The 17,398-nt window shown below is 46.4% G+C and carries 15 protein-coding genes and 1 tRNA gene; 10 read left to right on the top strand and 6 right to left on the bottom strand.

The features are described from left to right. Positions 1–44: 44 nt before the first annotated feature. Complete coding sequence (locus tag BM101_RS03860) at positions 45–968, bottom strand: BadF/BadG/BcrA/BcrD ATPase family protein (protein WP_177194359.1); 924 nt, start codon at positions 966–968, stop codon at positions 45–47. 235 nt (positions 969–1,203) lie between these two features. Here BM101_RS03860 and BM101_RS03855 point away from each other — a divergent pair, with 235 nt between their 5' ends. From BM101_RS03855 to BM101_RS03830, 5 genes are all read left to right on the top strand, one after another. Continuing rightward, positions 1,204–1,656 (top strand): flavodoxin, encoded by a 453-nt coding sequence (locus tag BM101_RS03855; RefSeq protein WP_087033565.1) that lies wholly within the window; start codon positions 1,204–1,206, stop codon positions 1,654–1,656. Between the two features lie 80 nt (positions 1,657–1,736). Continuing rightward, complete coding sequence (locus tag BM101_RS03850; protein WP_087033564.1) at positions 1,737–2,633, top strand: hypothetical protein; 897 nt, start codon at positions 1,737–1,739, stop codon at positions 2,631–2,633. 345 nt (positions 2,634–2,978) lie between these two features. Further along, positions 2,979–4,223, top strand: a complete 1,245-nt coding sequence (locus BM101_RS03845) for an aminopeptidase (protein ID WP_087033563.1) — start codon at positions 2,979–2,981, stop codon at positions 4,221–4,223. A 786-nt stretch (positions 4,224–5,009) separates the two neighbouring features. Then, on the top strand, positions 5,010–5,297 hold the full coding sequence (locus BM101_RS03835) for a coiled-coil domain-containing protein (protein ID WP_143084416.1): 288 nt from the start codon (positions 5,010–5,012) through the stop codon (positions 5,295–5,297). A 123-nt stretch (positions 5,298–5,420) separates the two neighbouring features. Next, positions 5,421–5,493 (top strand) — tRNA-Arg (locus BM101_RS03830). Positions 5,494–5,794: 301 nt separating this feature from the next. Here the strand turns inward: BM101_RS03830 and BM101_RS03825 are convergent. Continuing rightward, on the bottom strand, positions 5,795–6,658 hold the full coding sequence (locus BM101_RS03825; protein ID WP_087033560.1) for a helix-turn-helix domain-containing protein: 864 nt from the start codon (positions 6,656–6,658) through the stop codon (positions 5,795–5,797). Positions 6,659–6,774: 116 nt separating this feature from the next. On the opposite strand from BM101_RS03825, the gene BM101_RS14035 reads away from it, so the two are divergent. Further along, positions 6,775–6,945, top strand: coding sequence for a hypothetical protein (locus BM101_RS14035; RefSeq protein ID WP_177194358.1), 171 nt, complete (start codon positions 6,775–6,777; stop codon positions 6,943–6,945). Between the two features lie 1,028 nt (positions 6,946–7,973). Here the strand turns inward: BM101_RS14035 and BM101_RS03820 are convergent. Next, the gene (locus BM101_RS03820) at positions 7,974–9,005 is read right to left on the bottom strand and encodes a GMP reductase (protein ID WP_087033559.1); all 1,032 of its coding nucleotides are present in this window, start codon (positions 9,003–9,005) and stop codon (positions 7,974–7,976) included. Between the two features lie 330 nt (positions 9,006–9,335). Beyond that, a complete protein-coding gene (locus BM101_RS03815; RefSeq protein WP_087033558.1) occupies positions 9,336–10,217 on the bottom strand; it encodes a LysR family transcriptional regulator in 882 nt (293 codons plus the stop codon). Positions 10,218–10,335: 118 nt separating this feature from the next. Here BM101_RS03815 and BM101_RS03810 point away from each other — a divergent pair, with 118 nt between their 5' ends. Continuing rightward, on the top strand, positions 10,336–11,379 hold the full coding sequence (locus BM101_RS03810) for a YeiH family protein (RefSeq protein WP_087033557.1): 1,044 nt from the start codon (positions 10,336–10,338) through the stop codon (positions 11,377–11,379). 275 nt (positions 11,380–11,654) lie between these two features. Here the strand turns inward: BM101_RS03810 and BM101_RS03805 are convergent, their stop codons facing one another. Continuing rightward, entirely contained in the window at positions 11,655–12,380 is a 726-nt protein-coding gene (locus tag BM101_RS03805) for a MurR/RpiR family transcriptional regulator (protein WP_177194357.1), read from the bottom strand. Positions 12,381–12,438: 58 nt separating this feature from the next. On the opposite strand from BM101_RS03805, the gene BM101_RS03800 reads away from it, so the two are divergent. The 3 genes from BM101_RS03800 (at position 12,439) to BM101_RS03785 (ending at position 15,975) form a co-directional block, all read left to right on the top strand. Further along, positions 12,439–13,053: an AAA family ATPase gene (locus BM101_RS03800; protein ID WP_087033555.1), complete on the top strand. Its 615-nt coding sequence runs from the start codon at positions 12,439–12,441 to the stop codon at positions 13,051–13,053. A 20-nt stretch (positions 13,054–13,073) separates the two neighbouring features. Continuing rightward, positions 13,074–14,384 (top strand): PTS sugar transporter subunit IIC, encoded by a 1,311-nt coding sequence (locus tag BM101_RS03795; RefSeq protein WP_087033554.1) that lies wholly within the window; start codon positions 13,074–13,076, stop codon positions 14,382–14,384. A 790-nt stretch (positions 14,385–15,174) separates the two neighbouring features. Next, complete coding sequence (locus tag BM101_RS03785) at positions 15,175–15,975, top strand: sulfite exporter TauE/SafE family protein (protein WP_218149872.1); 801 nt, start codon at positions 15,175–15,177, stop codon at positions 15,973–15,975. Positions 15,976–16,181: 206 nt separating this feature from the next. Here BM101_RS03785 and BM101_RS03780 read toward each other — a convergent pair whose 3' ends face one another. Further along, a complete protein-coding gene (locus tag BM101_RS03780; protein WP_087033552.1) occupies positions 16,182–17,327 on the bottom strand; it encodes an iron-containing alcohol dehydrogenase family protein in 1,146 nt (381 codons plus the stop codon). Positions 17,328–17,398: the final 71 nt, after the last annotated feature.

Raw genomic sequence — 17,398 nt, 5'->3', positions numbered from 1 at the left:
TTTCGCTCCATGCGACGGTATTTATCATTTTTGATATATGGTAGTCATTGTCCGTAGAAATAATGGTAGGCGCCAATCGTCGGATCGACGTCTTTGCGGACGTTGGTGACGCGGTAGCCCGCTCCCTCCAAGGATTCGGTGACGGTCTTGGCGATGATGCCGTTGTTCATGACGGTGCCGTTGCTTCCCAGCAGCAGCTCTTCGCCGAAGCCGACTTGGCGCGCCAACCGGTCGATGGCCGTTGCGATGGTTCTGCCGGCATCCTCCATCAAGGCGATGGCTTCCGGTTCGCGGCTGCGGGTGATGACCGCCGCATGGGAAAGGATATAATCCTTGGTGTTGCCGTAAAAGTTACTGACCAGTTCGAAGACATTCGTCGCGCCGAAGCTCTCCAGCAGTTCGCGGTCAAGCGGTGACGGACCGTGCCCTTCTTCCTTGCGTTTCAGCATTTGTTGGACGGCCTTTTTGACGATGTCGAAGCTGCTCCCTTCATCGCCCAATCGATCCCCCCATCCGCCATGGCGGATGAACTTCCCGTCTTTTTTTGCGAACAGGATCGAGCCGATATTCGCCACGGCGATGATGCCGTCCTCGTGCTTCAGCTTGGCGTAGTATGCCAGCTGGGCATCGTTCACTACGACGATCGGGATGGGCAAGTCTGCGTACTGCTCCTCCAACTCCTCCCGCGACTGGGTTTCGTCCAATCCGGCCACACCAAGCAGAATCCCGCGGCAGGATTCGATGCCCGTGTCGCTCAAAATCGTTTGGATGGCTGATTCGATGTTCAGGAATGCCTCTTCCCTGTTCAGATGCGGATTGCCGAAGCCCGTCTCGACGGATGCGATTTCTTCGCCGTTTCGGTTGTAGGCGATCGCTCGCGTCACGGTGCCGCCAGCCTCCACCCCTACTGTGTAATGGAAATGATCTTCGTTTTCCTCTATTGTATGTTCTGTATATTCAGCTATCATTGTCATCCTCCAATGGTACTTTGTGTATGCCTTTCCATTATAACGGTTCCAACCTTTTTTTCAACAGACATTTCCGTTTTCAGATGTCTTTTTGATGTTCCGCCTTGCAGCTGCACCGGTTTTTTGGGGCGTCGAAAGATTCGGATCGCATTTCCCGACATTTTCACTGCCTTTTCGGTCGAACTTTGGTATACTTTTGGTATGAAGAGAATCGTACAATGAAAGAAGGAATAGTATGGCAACAGCATTAATCGTATACGCAAGTTTGACAGGGAACACGGAAGAAATCGCCGATATCGTTGCGGATCAACTGGAAGGTTTAGGGGTGGAAGTCGAAGTCAAGGAATGCACCCAAGTGGAACCGGATGACTTTTTGAAGTATGACATCAACATCATCGCTACCTACACATACGGTACAGACGGCGATCTGCCGGATGAATTCATGGACTTCTACGAAGATATGGAAGACGTCGACTTTACCGGAAAAATCGCCGGTGTGGTCGGTTCGGGGGATACGTTCTATGAATATTACTGCAAGGCTGTCGATGATTTCGAAGCGCAATTCAAAAAGGTCGGCGCAACAATCGGCGCTGAGAACGTGAAGATCGACTTGAATGCGGAAGAGGAAGACATTGCGAACCTGCAAAAATTCTCCAACAGTATCGTCGAAGCGTTTAAAAAAAAATAAAACATTAAGGAAGAGTTCTGTATCCGGGGTACCCCTGTTTCTGGCTCTTCCTTTTTTAAAAAAAGGCGGTGTACCTACCGATGGACGTAGGCATGGAATATGAAATATTGATGTTGCAGTTGGGTTCATTGGCGCGGAAGCTGTTCAACGCCGAAGAAAACCTGAAGACGTATCAGGAGGAGCTCGATAAGGCGATAGCGAACCTGGAGAAGCAGAACCGCGACTTGGAGAAGCTGACCGCAGACAGCCTGTCCAATACGTTGCTGAAGTTTTTCGGCAACTTCGACCGGCGCTACCAGAAGGAATACAAGGAAATCATCGGCGCCAAGGTGGAGTTCGACAAGGCTTATGCAATGAAGATCGCCTCCATCCGGCACATCAAGGAGATTGAGTGCGACATCGAGGAAAAGAAGCTGCGGCTGCGCAACATCAGGGATGACTTGCTGCACAAGCATCCGGATATGCAGCAAGTCATCAGCGAACAGCAACAGCAGATCCTCGCCCTTCAGCACGAATGGAAGGAAACGAACGAGGCGCAGCAGGCGGGCTTCAGCGTCCTGGAAGCAATCGCCGATATGGTGTCGAATCTGGACGCGGCCGAATCCATCTCGGCCTGGGATCTGATCACAGACAGCAAACGGATTCTGGATTTCCTGAAATACGACAAGCTGGACGCGGCCGAGGCTTCGGTCCTGCATCTGGAACAGACGGTCTACAGTTTTGCGCGGGAATTGAAGGACTTGGATTACGTCTATGAGACTGACCTGGAGACCATCTCCTCCACCCAGCGTGCGCTGGACATCTTCTTCGATAATCTCTTCTCCGATTGGGGCACGAAAGCCATCATCGAGAAGAATCTCGAAAACCTGAAGAAACTGCAGGACAGCGTCGAACAGGTGATGGAAGAGTTGGCGCAGAAGAAACACGAACTGGAGACGACATTGGCGGTGCTCGGTGATGAAGAAGAAACGGCATGAGCATAAGGCGATGCTGCGATGCCTTTCGGGTACCCTCCTGGGCATTTTCCGGTACAGCAAAATTGCAACAAGGATGGCAATTTCGATACTTTTAATTGGAAAAGTGTTGCGTTCTCCTATGAAATATGAGATTATATTTATGCAATCGAAGTTACTTTGATTGCTTCTGTTTAATCCCCCCAAGGTTAAATAGACTAAACCTTAGCTTCGGCTGAGGTTTTTTTTGCGTTTGCGGGCATTGTTTTGCCATTCTGGAAGGCTTGGAAGTGCGTCTTCTGGCCATTTCGCCTGCATTTGTGCTATGATATTGCTTATATAATTGAAAATTTTAGGAGTGAAGAGCAAATGGTATTACCACATTTCGAAGAAAATCTAAAAAAATACGCAAAACTGTTGGTTTCAAAAGGGATCAACGTCCAAAAAGGCCACACGGTTTTGATCAACGTCGACGTCGATCAGGCACCCTTTGCCCGTCTGTTGACAAAAGAGGCTTATGCCTTGGGCGCTGAAGAAGTCATCGTCAAATGGGCGGACGACGAAATCACGCGCGAGAAATATTTGCATACTTCCGAAGAACGCCTGACGAATATCGAACAATACAAAATCGATGAATCGCTTGATTTGATCGCGAAGAAAGCCAGCCGCCTTTCGGTCCGCTCTTCCGATCCGGATGCACTGAACGGCGTCGACAGCAAGAAATTGGCTGCCGCCACAAAGGCTGCCAGCTTGGCGTTCCACGAACAACGCATCGCCACGCAAGCAAACAAAGTTTCTTGGACGGTCGCTTCCGCTGCCGGCGCGAAATGGGCTGCGAAAGTATTCCCTGCATTGGCGACCGAAGAGGAACAAGTCGACGCCTTATGGAACGAAATCTTCAAAACGTGCCGCATCTATGAGGCGGATCCAGTGAAAGCCTGGGATGAACACGAAGCGCGTCTGTTGACGAAAGCGCAAGTGTTGAACGACGAACAATTCGATGCTTTGCATTACACAACGCCAGCCGGCACCGATTTGACGGTCGGCATGCCTGCAAACCACGTGTGGGAATCCGCCGGCAGCGTCAATGCCCAGGGCGAAGACTTCATCGCGAACATGCCTACGGAAGAGGTCTTCTCGGCTCCGGACGGCCGCAGAATCGACGGTGTCGTGAAATCGACGAAACCGTTGAGCTACAACGGCAACATCATCGACGGCATGATTTTCACCTTCAAAGACGGAAAAGTAGAAACCTGTTCTGCGGAAAAAGGCGATGATGTTCTGCAGCACCTGATCTGGGATAACGATGGCGCGCGCAGCTTGGGTGAAGTTGCCCTTGTTCCGGATCCATCCCCTATCTCCCAATCCGGCATCGTCTTCTTCAACACGCTGTTCGACGAAAATGCTTCGAACCACTTGGCATTGGGCTCCGCCTACGCAACAAGCGTCATCGGCGGCACGGAGATGACCCAAGACGAATTGGCCGCAGCCGGCCTGAACCGATCCAATATCCACGTTGACTTCATGATCGGTTCGCCCGATATGGACGTCGACGGCATCCGCAAAGACGGTTCGATTATGCCAATCTTCCGCAATGGCGATTGGGCGTTCTAATTTATTAAGTGCATGTGAGCCTCCCCGGCGACGGGGAGGCTTTTTTGGATGGTGGATGGGGCTGGCGGTGGATTATCCGCGAAAGTGTGCACTCCTCCGGTGAAGCGGGCTTTCGCCGGAGAAGAGAATCCAAAAAAAATATCACCTCCGGACAGCTAGGCTTCGCCGGAGTTCGGTTGCCCGGAATCGAGTCTCCTCCGGCCAACAGATTGCTCATCGAAGCAGTGCACTCCGAAGGATTCCATTCCACGGCGAACGCCTCCTTGGTCGGAGCAGCTGCGCTCCTCCGGTGAACCGCCCTTTCGCCGGAGAAGAGAATCCAAAAAAATATCACCTCCGGACAGCGAGGCTTCGCCGGAGTTCGGTTGCCCGGAAATAAATCTGCCCCGGCTAACATTCCCCTCGCCGGAGCTGGGTACCCTGGAAGATTCCGTTCCCCGGCGAACGCCTCCTTGGTCGGAGCAGCCGCGTTTCTCCGGTGAACCGCACTTTCGCCGGAGAAGAGACAAAAAAAAATATCACCTCCGGACAGCTAGGCTTCGCCGGAGTTCGGTTGCCCGGAAATAAATCTGCCCCGGCTAACATTCCCCTCGCCGGGGCTGGGTACCCCGGAAGACTCTGTTCCCCGGCGAACGTCTCCTTGGTCGGAGCATCCGCGCTCGCCGGGAATATTTAAAAATTCCTTACCGCAGGGGGCCTCGCTTTTTTTCCATCAGGCGATAGGCTATAATGAAGGTAAATCATCACACGAAGATACTGCCATTATACGAAAGTAAGGTGTTACCTGTGGGAGATACAAAAAAAACGCTTGAGAACTTGGAAGATTTGAAGCCGACGCGAAACCCGAAGGATACCTCGCGCAAAAGTTGGCTGTACATATTCGGGGCGGTCGTGCTTATTTTTGGGCTTACGTTCCTGTTCCAGCAGCTGAGCGAACCGAACAAAGGTGAAGTTGTGCCCTCCGACATCGAAATGCTCCAGCACGAAGTGGACACGCTTAACGAAGAAGTGTCCTCCCTACAATCGGTTGTCGCTGAGCTGGAAACCCGCATCGATACCCTGGAAAACAAATGATTCTGCCCACTTCTTAAGCCTGAAGGCCCCCTTTCAGGCTTTTTTTATCATTTAATCGGAAATTTCGGTCAATATGGTCTAGACAATTACCCGGATAAGTGAGAAAATAACTAGTGTTGTATTGGTCCTATAGCTCAGCGGATAGAGCACTCGTTTCCTAAACGAGGTGTCGGAAGTTCAATTCTTCTTAGGACCGTAATGATAGAGAGTGTGATGAAAGTCGTTTAGCTCCGGATCGTTGGAACCTTTTTTGAGGATTGCTCGCAGAGCAACCACAGAAAAAAGCGAAACGCATGCCGGAGTTGACTTTCAGAACACGTTTACGAAGCCCAACTTATTGGAAAGCTGGGCTTTTTATTTTGCCCATGCGGACTAGACCACTTAGGCGGAATCCTCTGCAATTCAGAACTCAACTAATAGAGAGTGTGATGAAACGCATCTAAGCACACAGCAATTTTAAGCCTTGCGTTTCAGAACGCAACCAAAGAAGTTTCGCATTACATACTCATGTAATGCGAAACTTCTTTTTCTAAGTCATTTATTAGTTTCCTGTCTTCGATAGCGTTTAATATAGCGTATGCCTTCTCGATGTGCTCGGCACCTTCATCCATTTTCCCTGTTTTTTGTAAGATGATCCCTTTTCTGGCATAGGCAAGTGCTAGTTGAATATATTTTTGATATTTCTTGCATAAGGGAATCGCTTTTTCCAAGTAGGAAAGTGCTTCATGATATTTTTTATCCTCAAACAGCAAAACAGCTAAATTAATATCTACATTGATCAATGGAATTTCAGCTTCCTTTAGATTATGGTAAGGGACTAATTGTTCGGTTACTCTTTCACCGATGTTCACGGCTACATCAATCGGGAAAATAAATAATATGGTGTTTATTAATCGGATATCCAATAAATACCATTTATCAAATTTCTCCATACGTTCCCAAATTTTTTTGGCAAAGAATTGTGCTTTTTCTACGTTTTGAGTTTCATTTAAAACTATCAGGCTTTCACATGCGTAGTAAAGGTCTCTCAACAGATAGTCTTCCTCTTCCTTTAAGTAGGCAACTATCTCATCTTTAAGCCATTTTAAATCATCAAGGTGATTATAATTCAAGGAGAAAAATTCATTGATTAGCTTTTCTTTTGTGGTCAAGTCTTCTTTGTTTAATATGTAACGGAACTCATCTACTGAAATATTCAGTTTTTCCAGGATTGCCAACCATTTTCGAAAAGTAGGTTCCATTTCACTTCTTTCTATTTTTGAGTAAGCTGATTGCCCCATAATGCCTTCTGCGACATACTGTTGAGAATACCCCCTATCTATCCTGATATCTTTAAGAACTTCTCCGAACTCTTTTTTCATTGGCTGCACCTTCTTCTTTTTAATAGTATTATACGACTAATTATACCAGATTGCATTTCTCTTCTTTATAATGTAATTATCAAGAAAAAATATTTTTCAGAAAAGGGGTAGCTATCATGAAAAAGTTTATTGTTTTGTCCATAGTTCTAGGAGTAATGGGTAGCAGTAGTTTGTTTTTAAAGGAAATCACTACTGATGCCAACCTGTCCAGCAAGGATATTCAGCATGAACAAGTGGCAAAAGCACCAGCAAAGTATTCCCCTAATATCATTTGGTTAATAGGATAAGTATGATGTTTGTTCAGGTGCAAATCCAGGTGAGCACTTTCTGTGGCAAAAGTTAATTATAGGATAAATTACGTACGCAGAGCCGATCGATGACCGTATCCCTTTGCTCGTTAATCCAACACAGGCAGCCCCGGACTTCTCGAAAAAGGAAAAACAGGCCAGGACAGTTATGTCCTAACCTGCAGATTGCGTGAAGCAGTTTTTTCATCCACGTTTTTCCTGACAAACCCATAAAATAGATTGCATTATTCATTATTTGTAGCGAGGAATTTCATCATTGATTGAGGATGAGTCATCTTCTTGTAAAAACAGTTTAATTATTATGAAGGTTTGTAAATCGGAGAAAAGGATCGCATCTATGGGTTACCAGAGAAATAGCATGTGACTGCTTCAATGTTAATTGATTAATACAAATCTACCCCCAGCAAGTGTCTTTTGCGGCAATGACAATCTTTGGCCGATCGTCATCCTTGTCGTTTCTCAAACTTCTGTTGTACTGCCAACAAAGAATTTCCTTTGTTGAACATAGTATAGCATCCTTCTTTTCAGATTTCCATTTCCTGATAAAATGTAAAAAAAAACTCTTTAATTCGTTATATTCATCCAATTTGTCGTCATTCATTTTTAAAATATGTTTAAATTAAATGTTTTTTTGCAATTAAGCTAATTTCCTAATGGATTTACCATTATCCAAAATATATTTTATGTTGACATTACCCTTCGCAAAAAGTTAATTTTCCGTTATAAATATATAAAAAATACGAAATTGTACTTTTTTGTGTTTTCCCTGCTTTAATAATGTAAACGCATACATAATCAAATATCCTTTTAATTTTTGACAAATGAGTTGACTGTGCCTGCTTTTCAAGCATTATGGCATTGCCATCTTGTTCATAGGCTTAACTATTTCCCTATTACGCTATAAATAAAATTATAAAAATAAACTTTTGTTTCAAGAAAGAGACCCCTACACTTTCATGTAAGGGTCTCTTTCTATATGGATTGTGTTCAGAAATAGTTTTGCAGTTTTAAAGGATCGTATCGCCTTCGCCGAATGAGCTGCGGCCGGCTTCGATGATGCCTTGGTTGCTGTCGCCGTTGTAGATGGAGTTTTTAACCAAAACATAGTCGCACTTGCGGATGGCAGTGATGTCTTTCCCACCTGCATAAGAGATGGATGATTGCAGATCTTCACGCATTTCGTTCAATGTATCGACGATGGTTCCGCGGTAAGGCGTCAAGATTTTCTTGCCTTCCACGTTCTTGCGCTGGCCTTTTTGATATTCGGAAGCACTGCCGAAGTATTCTTTGTACAGTCTGCCGTTGATTTCTTTGGTTTGGCCCGGTGATTCGTCGTGGCCTGCCAATAGCGAGCCTACCATAACCATGGTTGCGCCGAAACGGATCGATTTTGCGATATCTCCGTTTGTACGGACCCCGCCGTCAGCGATGATCGGTTTGCTGGCAGCTTTTGCACACCAGCTGACTGCAGCCAATTGCCAACCACCTGTCCCGAAACCGGTCTTAATTTTCGTTGTGCATACTTTACCAGGTCCAATCCCTACTTTTGTAGCATCGGCTCCGGCGTTTTCCAATTCACGGACGCCTTCAGGAGTGCCGACGTTTCCGGCGATCAGGAATGTTTCCGGCATCACTTCTTTGACGTGTTTGATCATGCGAATGACTTCGTCGGAATGGCCATGCGCCACGTCGATGGTTGTATATTCAGGTACGGCTTTTTTAGCCACTAATTCATTTACGAAATCGAATTCGGCTTCTTTGATTCCCAAGCTGATGGAAGCAAACAAACCTTTTGCATGCATAGATTGGATGAATGGCAAACGGCTTGCTTCATCAAAACGGTGCATGATATAGAAATAACCTTCTCTGGCTAATTTTTCTGCAAGTTCTTCGTCCAGGATGGTCTGCATGTTCGCAGGCACCACCGGCAATTTGAACGTGCGGCCTCCAAGTACTACAGTCGTGTCGCATTCTGAGCGGCTTTGAACAATACTCTTGTTCGGAATTAATTGGACGTCTTCATAGTCAAAAATTTTCATTTCTATTTTCCCTCTTTCTGTTAGTGCACTTTTCCTTATGGGAATCGCTTTACACAGACACACGGACGTGAAGGCAAAAGCTGTCTTCTATCGTAAAGTCCCTATAGTAAATTACACTACTACGCACCTATTGTCAAAGGTTTAATGCTGGACAAGTGGCTTATTCACAGAGCGGCGCATTTGGATTGGAACCGTCCAGCGCTGCCCTTTTTCGCGAAAAAGAACGTACGCGCAACGTGGCTTTGGCGGAAACACAAAATAGCCCCGTAAAGCCGAATGATGAGGAAGAAAAGAGGCGGAAATATCCCGAAATGAGGATAGCGGGACACTTTAAAATTTGTTAGATTGAAAGGACATAAAATGACGCAGCTTATCCAAATCCCGGTTCTCTTTCAGATGGATGACATGGAAGGGGTGCGAAACGGCAAAGTAGCGGATGGGGATTTCCTTCAGCGTCCCCTTCTCCAGTTCCTCTTGGACGGAGATGCGGTACAGAAAAGAAATCCCACGGTTCTGTCCTACCAAATTTTTGATCGATCCGATGCTGCCGATGATGGTCGATTGTTCGAAACTGCTGAGATTCGTCCCCTCCTGCAACAAAGCGTTCTCCAGTATCCGCCGCGAACCCGACCCCTCTTCCCGGACGAAGAGATGCTCCTGGAAGATAGCCGAAAGGGGCTGTTCTCTTCGCCATAACGGGCTGTCTTTTGAACAGATGCCGATAAAGGGCTCCTCGGAGAACTTTTCGAAACCGAGCTGGCTTTGGTTGAAATCCCCTTCGATGAGGGCGAAATCGATTTTTCCTTTCTTGATCAGTTCGACCAAAGTGGCGGTATTATCGACAATCATCGACAGGTGGTGGCGGGGATGTGCCCCCAGATAGCTCCCGATCAGGCTCGGCATGACATACTCGCCGATCGTCAAGGTGGCACCGAAAGACAAGGTCGGCGCATCATCATTCTGGGTGAGCTGCTTCCGGATCCGTTGCACGTCCTGATTCAGAAGGATGAGTTGTTCCTGGAGATATCTCCCTTTTTCCGTGACGATAAGCTGTTTGCCCTCATAGCGGAACAGCTGGACGCCCAGTTCCTGCTGCAGGTGTTGCATATGCTGCGTGACGGCCGGTTGCGTGATGTTCAGCTTTTTGGCGGCGCGGGTATAGTTCAGCTCCTCGACGAGCGTCAAGAAGGTTTTGTAGCGGTAATCCAGCATGGCGGATCCTCCCATTAGTTATTCTTATACCTATATAATAAATCATTATTTTTATTTATACAAAACTTCAGGTAAAATAACTCTATCATATGTCATTTTACGGGAGTGTAAGCAACACATGAAAATAAACGCAATCAAAAAGGAGCTGGATGGCATCCTACCAGGATTGGCCGTGAGCATCCTCATTTCCGCCGTGAGCCAGCTATTGGCGAGATTCCTACCGACGCTCGGAGCTGCCCTGATCGCCATCCTACTGGGTATTCTTTTGGGAAACACCCTCCTAAACCGGCCCGAGTTGGACAAAGGGACGAAATTTTCGGAAAAGCGACTGCTAGAATACGCCATCGTCCTGAACGGGCTGATCCTCGACTTCCAGGTGCTGAAGACGGCCGGTGCGAAAGGCTTGCTTTTCATCGTCCTGCAGATGGGACTGACGATTTTCGTCACCTATCATCTGGGCAAGGCATTGGGCTTCAACAAGAAGTTCTCCCTGTTGATGGGTGCAGGAAATGCGGTCTGCGGTTCTTCCGCTATCGGTACCGTAGCACCGATCGTGAAGGCCGAAGACAAGGAAAAAGGCATATCCATCACCATCGTCAATGTGACCGGGACTTTCCTGATGGTCCTTTTGCCGCTACTGTCCGCCCTGCTCTACAAGAGCGAAACCATCCAGACTTCCGCGCTGATCGGCGGAACGGTGCAATCGATCGGACAAGTCATCGCTTCCGCCAAGTTGGTGAATGACGAGGTCGTCTCCTTGGCGACTGTCTTCAAGCTGATGCGCGTGCTGCTGTTGGTTGGTGTGGCGCTCGTTTATGGACGTATGAACACCGTCGACGGCGAGCCGCTCTTCTCGCGGTCGGCCGTCGACATCGCCAAGCCGGCTGAAAAGGCTAAGCTTTCCGTCGGTGTGCCTTGGTTCATCTTCGGTTTCCTCATCCTGTTCCTTATCAGGAGCTTCGGTAGCGTGCCGGAACCCGTCCTGGCCGGTTCGAAAGCAATCAGCTCGCAGTTCGAAGTCGCCGCCTTGGCCGCAATCGGCATGCGCGTCAAATTCGCCGACATCGTCAAGGAAGGACCGAAAGCCATGCTGTATGGGTTGGCTGTTGGAGTGATACAGGTTTTAATGGCTGTTGTGTTGATACGGGTATTTTTTGGGTAATAGCACTAAAGAGGCTGGGACTTTTGTCCAGCCTCTTTCGCATTTCCCGCTCTTCGTTCAGCCGACATACGTGCTTTTCATATTTTTACAGACTAAAAACAAGGCAGCCGCCTCATCCATCGTTGGAGAGGCGGCTGCCTTGTTTTTCTGCATTTGTAAAGCAACTAGGTATTCCTATTTTTTAATGTTTTGAACGTGTTTTTAGATTTTAAAACAGGTTTTAGAATGGCCTGATAAGCTAGGCTAACGCTTGTTGACCTGTTAAGATGAATTTATCAGCTGATGGTTTGCTTTAAATATTTGCTTAGCAGGAATTCGAAAATAAGTAAAATAGATCCGTAAAAAAGATGTGGTTCATGAGGATTCTTTGAAAATTGAATATTATCATTGGTTGCTATAGCTAATCTGGAATAATCCGCAATAGCTGAATTCGCATTGCCAATGAAACTTAACACCTCAATCTCATTTTCATTTGCTTGTTTCACTAATTCTTTTAATCGAGACGTTTCACCTGATTCTGTGACTACAATAATTAGTGTCTCTTTTGCATACTCCTTTTGAATCAATTCTAAGTGAGAATTCGAAATACTTCGAAAGCCATTGATGATTAGAGACTCATTTATATAATTGCCAATAATCTGAGAAAAACCAGAACCTAAAATCATGATCGTTTTGTCTTGATAATCATTCATTATCTTCTCAAATTCCTCATAGTAGCGTTCTGCTAACTTTTTATAAAATAATGTTTTCGTCGTTTCAGACAAAGCAAGTTCCTTGTCCATTACCTCATTTCCTTTGATTTTGAAAACCAGCTCACTGTATCCAGAGAAATTCATTTTTTTGGCTAAATTGATGATAGTAGCTGGCGAGGTATAACACTGCTTCGCGACACCGCGGATCCCTAGTGATTTGATTTCTTTCGCGTGTGTTTCGATAAATAAGAGAATGTTTTTTTCCGTTTCATTTAAATTATATTTATTTGACAAATTTTCAATATTCATACTGATCACCTCTTTAAAACCTATCATATCACAAGAAAAAGAAATGGAGACGATACCTATGAAAGAAAAGTATATTGCTGATCCGTGGGCTAGAACAACCACGAGAAATAATTTGAACGGAGATGAGGTGATCTCAAGTCTACAAAAATGCATCCGTCGCGGTATGACAAAAGAAGCTTGTGAATTTGCATATGAAATGTACATCACCTCGCCTCAATTCGAAGAAAAACTTTGGCGCAGACTGTTAGCTATCTCTGTTGAAGACATTGGCATGGGAAATCCTAATGCTGCAGTGATGGTGAATAACTTCAACCAAATGCGAAAAGAATTTGCTTACAATGAAGCCGATCGCGCAATGTTTTTCTTTCATGCTATCCGCGTCCTAACTGAATCAGAAAAAGATCGCTCAACAGATCTACTAAAAAATATTGTCATCAAAAGTTTTGCTATGGGATATGTTCCTGAGGTGCCTGACTTCGCTTTGGATAAGCATACGACTCGCGGTATGGAAATGGGTCGAGATTCATTCCATTTCTTAAACGAAGCCAGTAAAGTCGTCCCTCAAATGGAAGTGACCAATCACTATAAAGAAGATTACGAAGCCATATTGAAAAAATATGACCCTAATAACACTGTTCCAAACGCATTCGTATTCAATAGTTGGCAAATATAGGATAATAGGGAGACGATGTAATGAACAAGAAGGATTCCTTTTTAGAAAAACTAGACCGCATGTTAAGTCCGATAGGTACAAAAATAGGCAATCAAATTCATTTAAAAGCCATTTCCTCAGGTATGATGTTCGGGCTTCCCTTCATCGTTGTAGGATCGCTTTTCTTAATTTTTGCCAACCCACCCATTAATATTGATTTGTATGACCCACAAACAGCAAATATATTCGTGCGCTTTTTAGCAGCTTGGAAACACTTTGCCTCCGCAAATTATGAGCTTCTGACTGCTCCCTACAATATGACAATGGGTATTTTCGGTTTAATTTGTGCTTTCGGAATTGCCTATTCATTAGCACGAGAGTACAAGTTAAATGCTGCCATGAATGGGATGATCTCTCTGGCAATTTTTACGCTTGTTGTTGCAAGCAGTGTCGATGGGCAGATTTCAACTGAGTTTCTTGGCACTAATGGATTATTTGTAGCCATCATTATCGGTTTGGTAGTCGTGGAAATATCTCGGATGGTAGAAGTTTGGAACTGGAAGATTTCTATGCCAGACACGGTTCCCCCAGCTGTCACAGCATTCGTTAATTCCATGTTGCCGCTGTTTCTGAATATCATTTTGATTTATGGAACAAATTTAATCATTATTGCTTTGACTGGTAGTACTTTCCCGCAATTCATTATGTTATTGCTGACCCCTGCATTAAGTTTTTCCGGGAATTTGTGGGGATTCATTGCTATCGTCACATTTGGTAACTTTTTATGGCTTTTCGGAATCAATGGAACTTCCATCATTTTCCCCATTGTATTTTCAATTGGGATTACAAATACTGGTATCAACAGTGAATTAATTGCTAACGGTCATGCAGCAACTGTTGCAATGAACTTACAGATGTTCAGAATTTCTGTTCTAGGTGGTGCCGGCGGAACATTAGGATTGATTATCTTGATGCTGCGCAGTAAGTTGGTTCACCTTAAGACTTTGAGTAAGATTTCGTTAATACCTGGTATCTGCGGCATTAATGAACCGGTTATTTTTGGCTTGCCAATTGTTTTTAATCCAATTTTGGCCATTCCATTCTTATTGACACCTATCATTAACCTAGTTTTGACTTATTATGCCCAACTAAGTGGTATCATTTCCATGGGGTATATCATTGATCCTTCTTTTACGCCATTCTTTGCGCAAGCATACTTAGCTACTATGGACTTCAGAAACGTTCTCTTTTATTGCGGTCTAGTTGTTCTAAGCATCTTCATTTATTACCCCTTCTTCAAAGTATATGAGAACAGTCTTAGTCGTCAAAGCGTTATTGAAAATCAGCTATAGTTAAAGCTGATTGCTAAATTACCTACAGAACCTGCAGCTATGCCTCCGTTTTTTGTTAGCTGAAACCATACCAACCTAGACAGCCGCCTCTCTTATTTTTAGAGAGGCGGCTGTCTGGTTTTTGTATTTTTGTATATTTGAAGGTAAGTCCGAAATATAAAAAAATACAAAACCCATTGGTACGCATCATGAATAGCCGTATACCATGCGATCTTTTCGCGAGTATCCGGCTATTTCTTTATTTGCTACTACATGTCGCATGGATATTTTTCGACCACGGCACATACTGATCCAATACATCATTACTTTTATGGATATCCAGAACACCCTCCTGAACCGGCCCGAGTTGGACAAAGGGACGAAATTTTCGGAAAAGCGCCTGCTGGAATACGCCATCGTCCTGAACGGGCTGATCCTCGATTTCCAAGTGCTGAAAACGGCCGGTGTGAAAGGACGCTTTCCGCAAAACTCTTCACAAAGTCGGGATCGAGCGGGTCCGTCAATTCCGCAAACAGATTCGGCCGTGAAGCCAGTGTGGCGGGTGTCCCCAACAGAATCAGCCCAGCCGTCCGTTTCGGATAATCTACGGCAAACTTGTGGGCCTGGAAAGATTTTCGCCATTATATAAAGGACTCCGCATCCATAATGGACTTCATCTTTTGATAGAAAAAGGTGAATGCGTATTCTGCGCCGTATCACTTGCATCACCCGCTCCATTGGGCGCACAATAGAAGTAACGAAACAAACTGTCTTGCCGATGTCCGCAGTAACTTTCCTAGTATTTTTTCATATGACAAAAGCAAAGGTTGTGGAAAAAATGATGTATGTGATTGTCTGTCTTGTTGCCCTTGGTGCATCGTTCCTGGCACTTTTCTCCGGATTCGGGCTGAGTACTCTCCTTTTGCCTGCATTCGCATTGTTTTTCCCATTGGAAACGGCGATAGCCATGACGGCGGTCGTCCATTTTGCGAACAATGCCTTCAAGCTGGTGCTTGTCGGGCGGAAAGCGGACAAGGAAGTGCTGCTGAAATTCGCCCTGCCCGGTATTGTTGCGGCTTTCGCAGGCGCTTGGCTGTTGAACTATTTTTCAGAATTACCGCCAATCACAAGCTATACGATCGGCCAACAGGGATTCCAGATAACGGCGGTCAAGGTCGTCATCGGGCTCCTGATGATCGGCTTTTCCCTTTTGGAATTGCTCCCGCGCTTCGAAAAGATGGCGTTCGATAAGAAATGGCTGCCGTTGGGCGGCGCACTCAGCGGCTTCTTCGGGGGACTGTCCGGGCACCAAGGCGCCTTCCGCTCCGCTTTCCTGAGCAAAGCGGGTCTCGAAAAGGAAGCCTTCATCGCGACCGGAGTCGTCGCTGCCTTCTTGATCGACCTTACCCGGCTTTCCGTTTACTTCGGGCATCTGAACACCATTGGCAGGGATGCCGACTGGGCATTGGTTGCCGCTGCGATCGTTGCCGCTTTTGCGGGTGCACTCGTCGGTGCGCAACTTCTGGGGAAAGTAACCTTACGGGTGGTGAAGATTATCGTGGGCGTCATGTTGGCCTTGGTCGGTATTTTGCTCGCTGTCGGGCTGATATGAAGTCGTTTCCACTTCAAAATCCCGACGAACGTGGCTTCACCATTAATTTTGCTCGCTTTTCTCTTAAAATTCTCGATGAATGGGGCTTCGTCGGGAATACTGTTCGCTTTTCCATTGAAATCTCGACGGAGGGGGTTTCACCGAGAATATTGCTCGTTTTTCTTTTGAAACTTCCTACATGTCATAAGCAACAAAAAAGCAGCCGGTTATGGCTGCTTTTTTGTTGCTTGTGAAGTTAATGTATCGAACAGATCATAGAGGATGTCATTGGTAATCTTCACGGGGTTATTGTCCAGATTCGGGTGATGGCAAAGTTGGACCAGTTCATCGATTTGCGTTTGCGACAAGTCAAAATCCGTCAGGTCCGTTCGCAAGCCAATTTCCCGTTTCAGCTCAATGATCGCATCCGCCATGGCATCCATATCCGCGAAGCCGACCGCTTTCGCGAAGTCTTCTACCCGTTGGCCGTCTTTGCCTTGTGCGTTCACTCTGGTGAAATAATCGATCGTCAATCCGCACGCTTCCCCGTGAGGAATGCCATACACATTCGTCAGCGGATACGAAACGGCATGGGACGAGGTCGTCTTCGGAATCGCAAACGCCAATCCGGACACGATGGAGGCTTCCGCCATCTTTTCGCGGGCTGACGCATTGAAAGGCTCCTGGTAGGCGAGTGGCAGATAGTCAAAGACCAATTTGGCAGCATGGACAGCGGCCGCGTCGCAGATCGGTTGATGGTTCACGCTCCAGTAGCCCTCGATGGCTTGGCACAGGACGTCTATCCCTGAACTGGCGGTCACCGCTTGCGGACACGTATACGTCAACTCGGGATCGATGACGGCATATTCCGGGTAAAAATTCGGAGAACTGATCGGCGCCTTTTTCCCCGACGCATGGTCCGACAGCACCGCAACACCAGTCACCTCGCTACCGGTCCCGGCAGTCGTCGGTACGGCAATCAAAGGCAGATGTGCTGCAGGTAGCTCTTTGCCTGTTCCGTGATAGAGCGTGATGGAATCTTCCGTGGTCGCAATCGTTGCGGCCGCCTTCGCCAAGTCCATCACGCTGCCTCCGCCCAGCGCCACCACAAAGCCGCTGCCCTGTTCCCTCATGAGCGCTGCGCAGGCATCCACTTCGGTCACTTCCGGGTTAGCCGAGACATCGCTGAAGACTGCGGTCAGCAGCCCTTCCGCCTGTTCGAAAACCTTGTCGGCCAGACCGGACTTCTTGAAAGAACGCGAGCATACCAGTATCCCGTTTGCCTTGCCCAATTCCTGGATAACCCCTTTTAATTCATTGACTTTCCCGTTTCCGAACACAATCTTCACCGGTTGTTGATAGATCCACTCCATCTGTTGACACCCCTTCTATTTGTCATTTCTGCCGATAGTAAAGCTTCCATCCGACTGTCAATCCCAGAAAT

Origin of the sequence: Trichococcus palustris, assembly GCF_900114465.1 — a bacterium.
GTDB classification, from domain to species: Bacteria; Bacillota; Bacilli; order Lactobacillales; family Aerococcaceae; genus Trichococcus; species Trichococcus palustris.
Note: the sequence above shows the minus strand (reverse complement) of the source record. Positions and strands in the feature narration are given on the sequence as shown.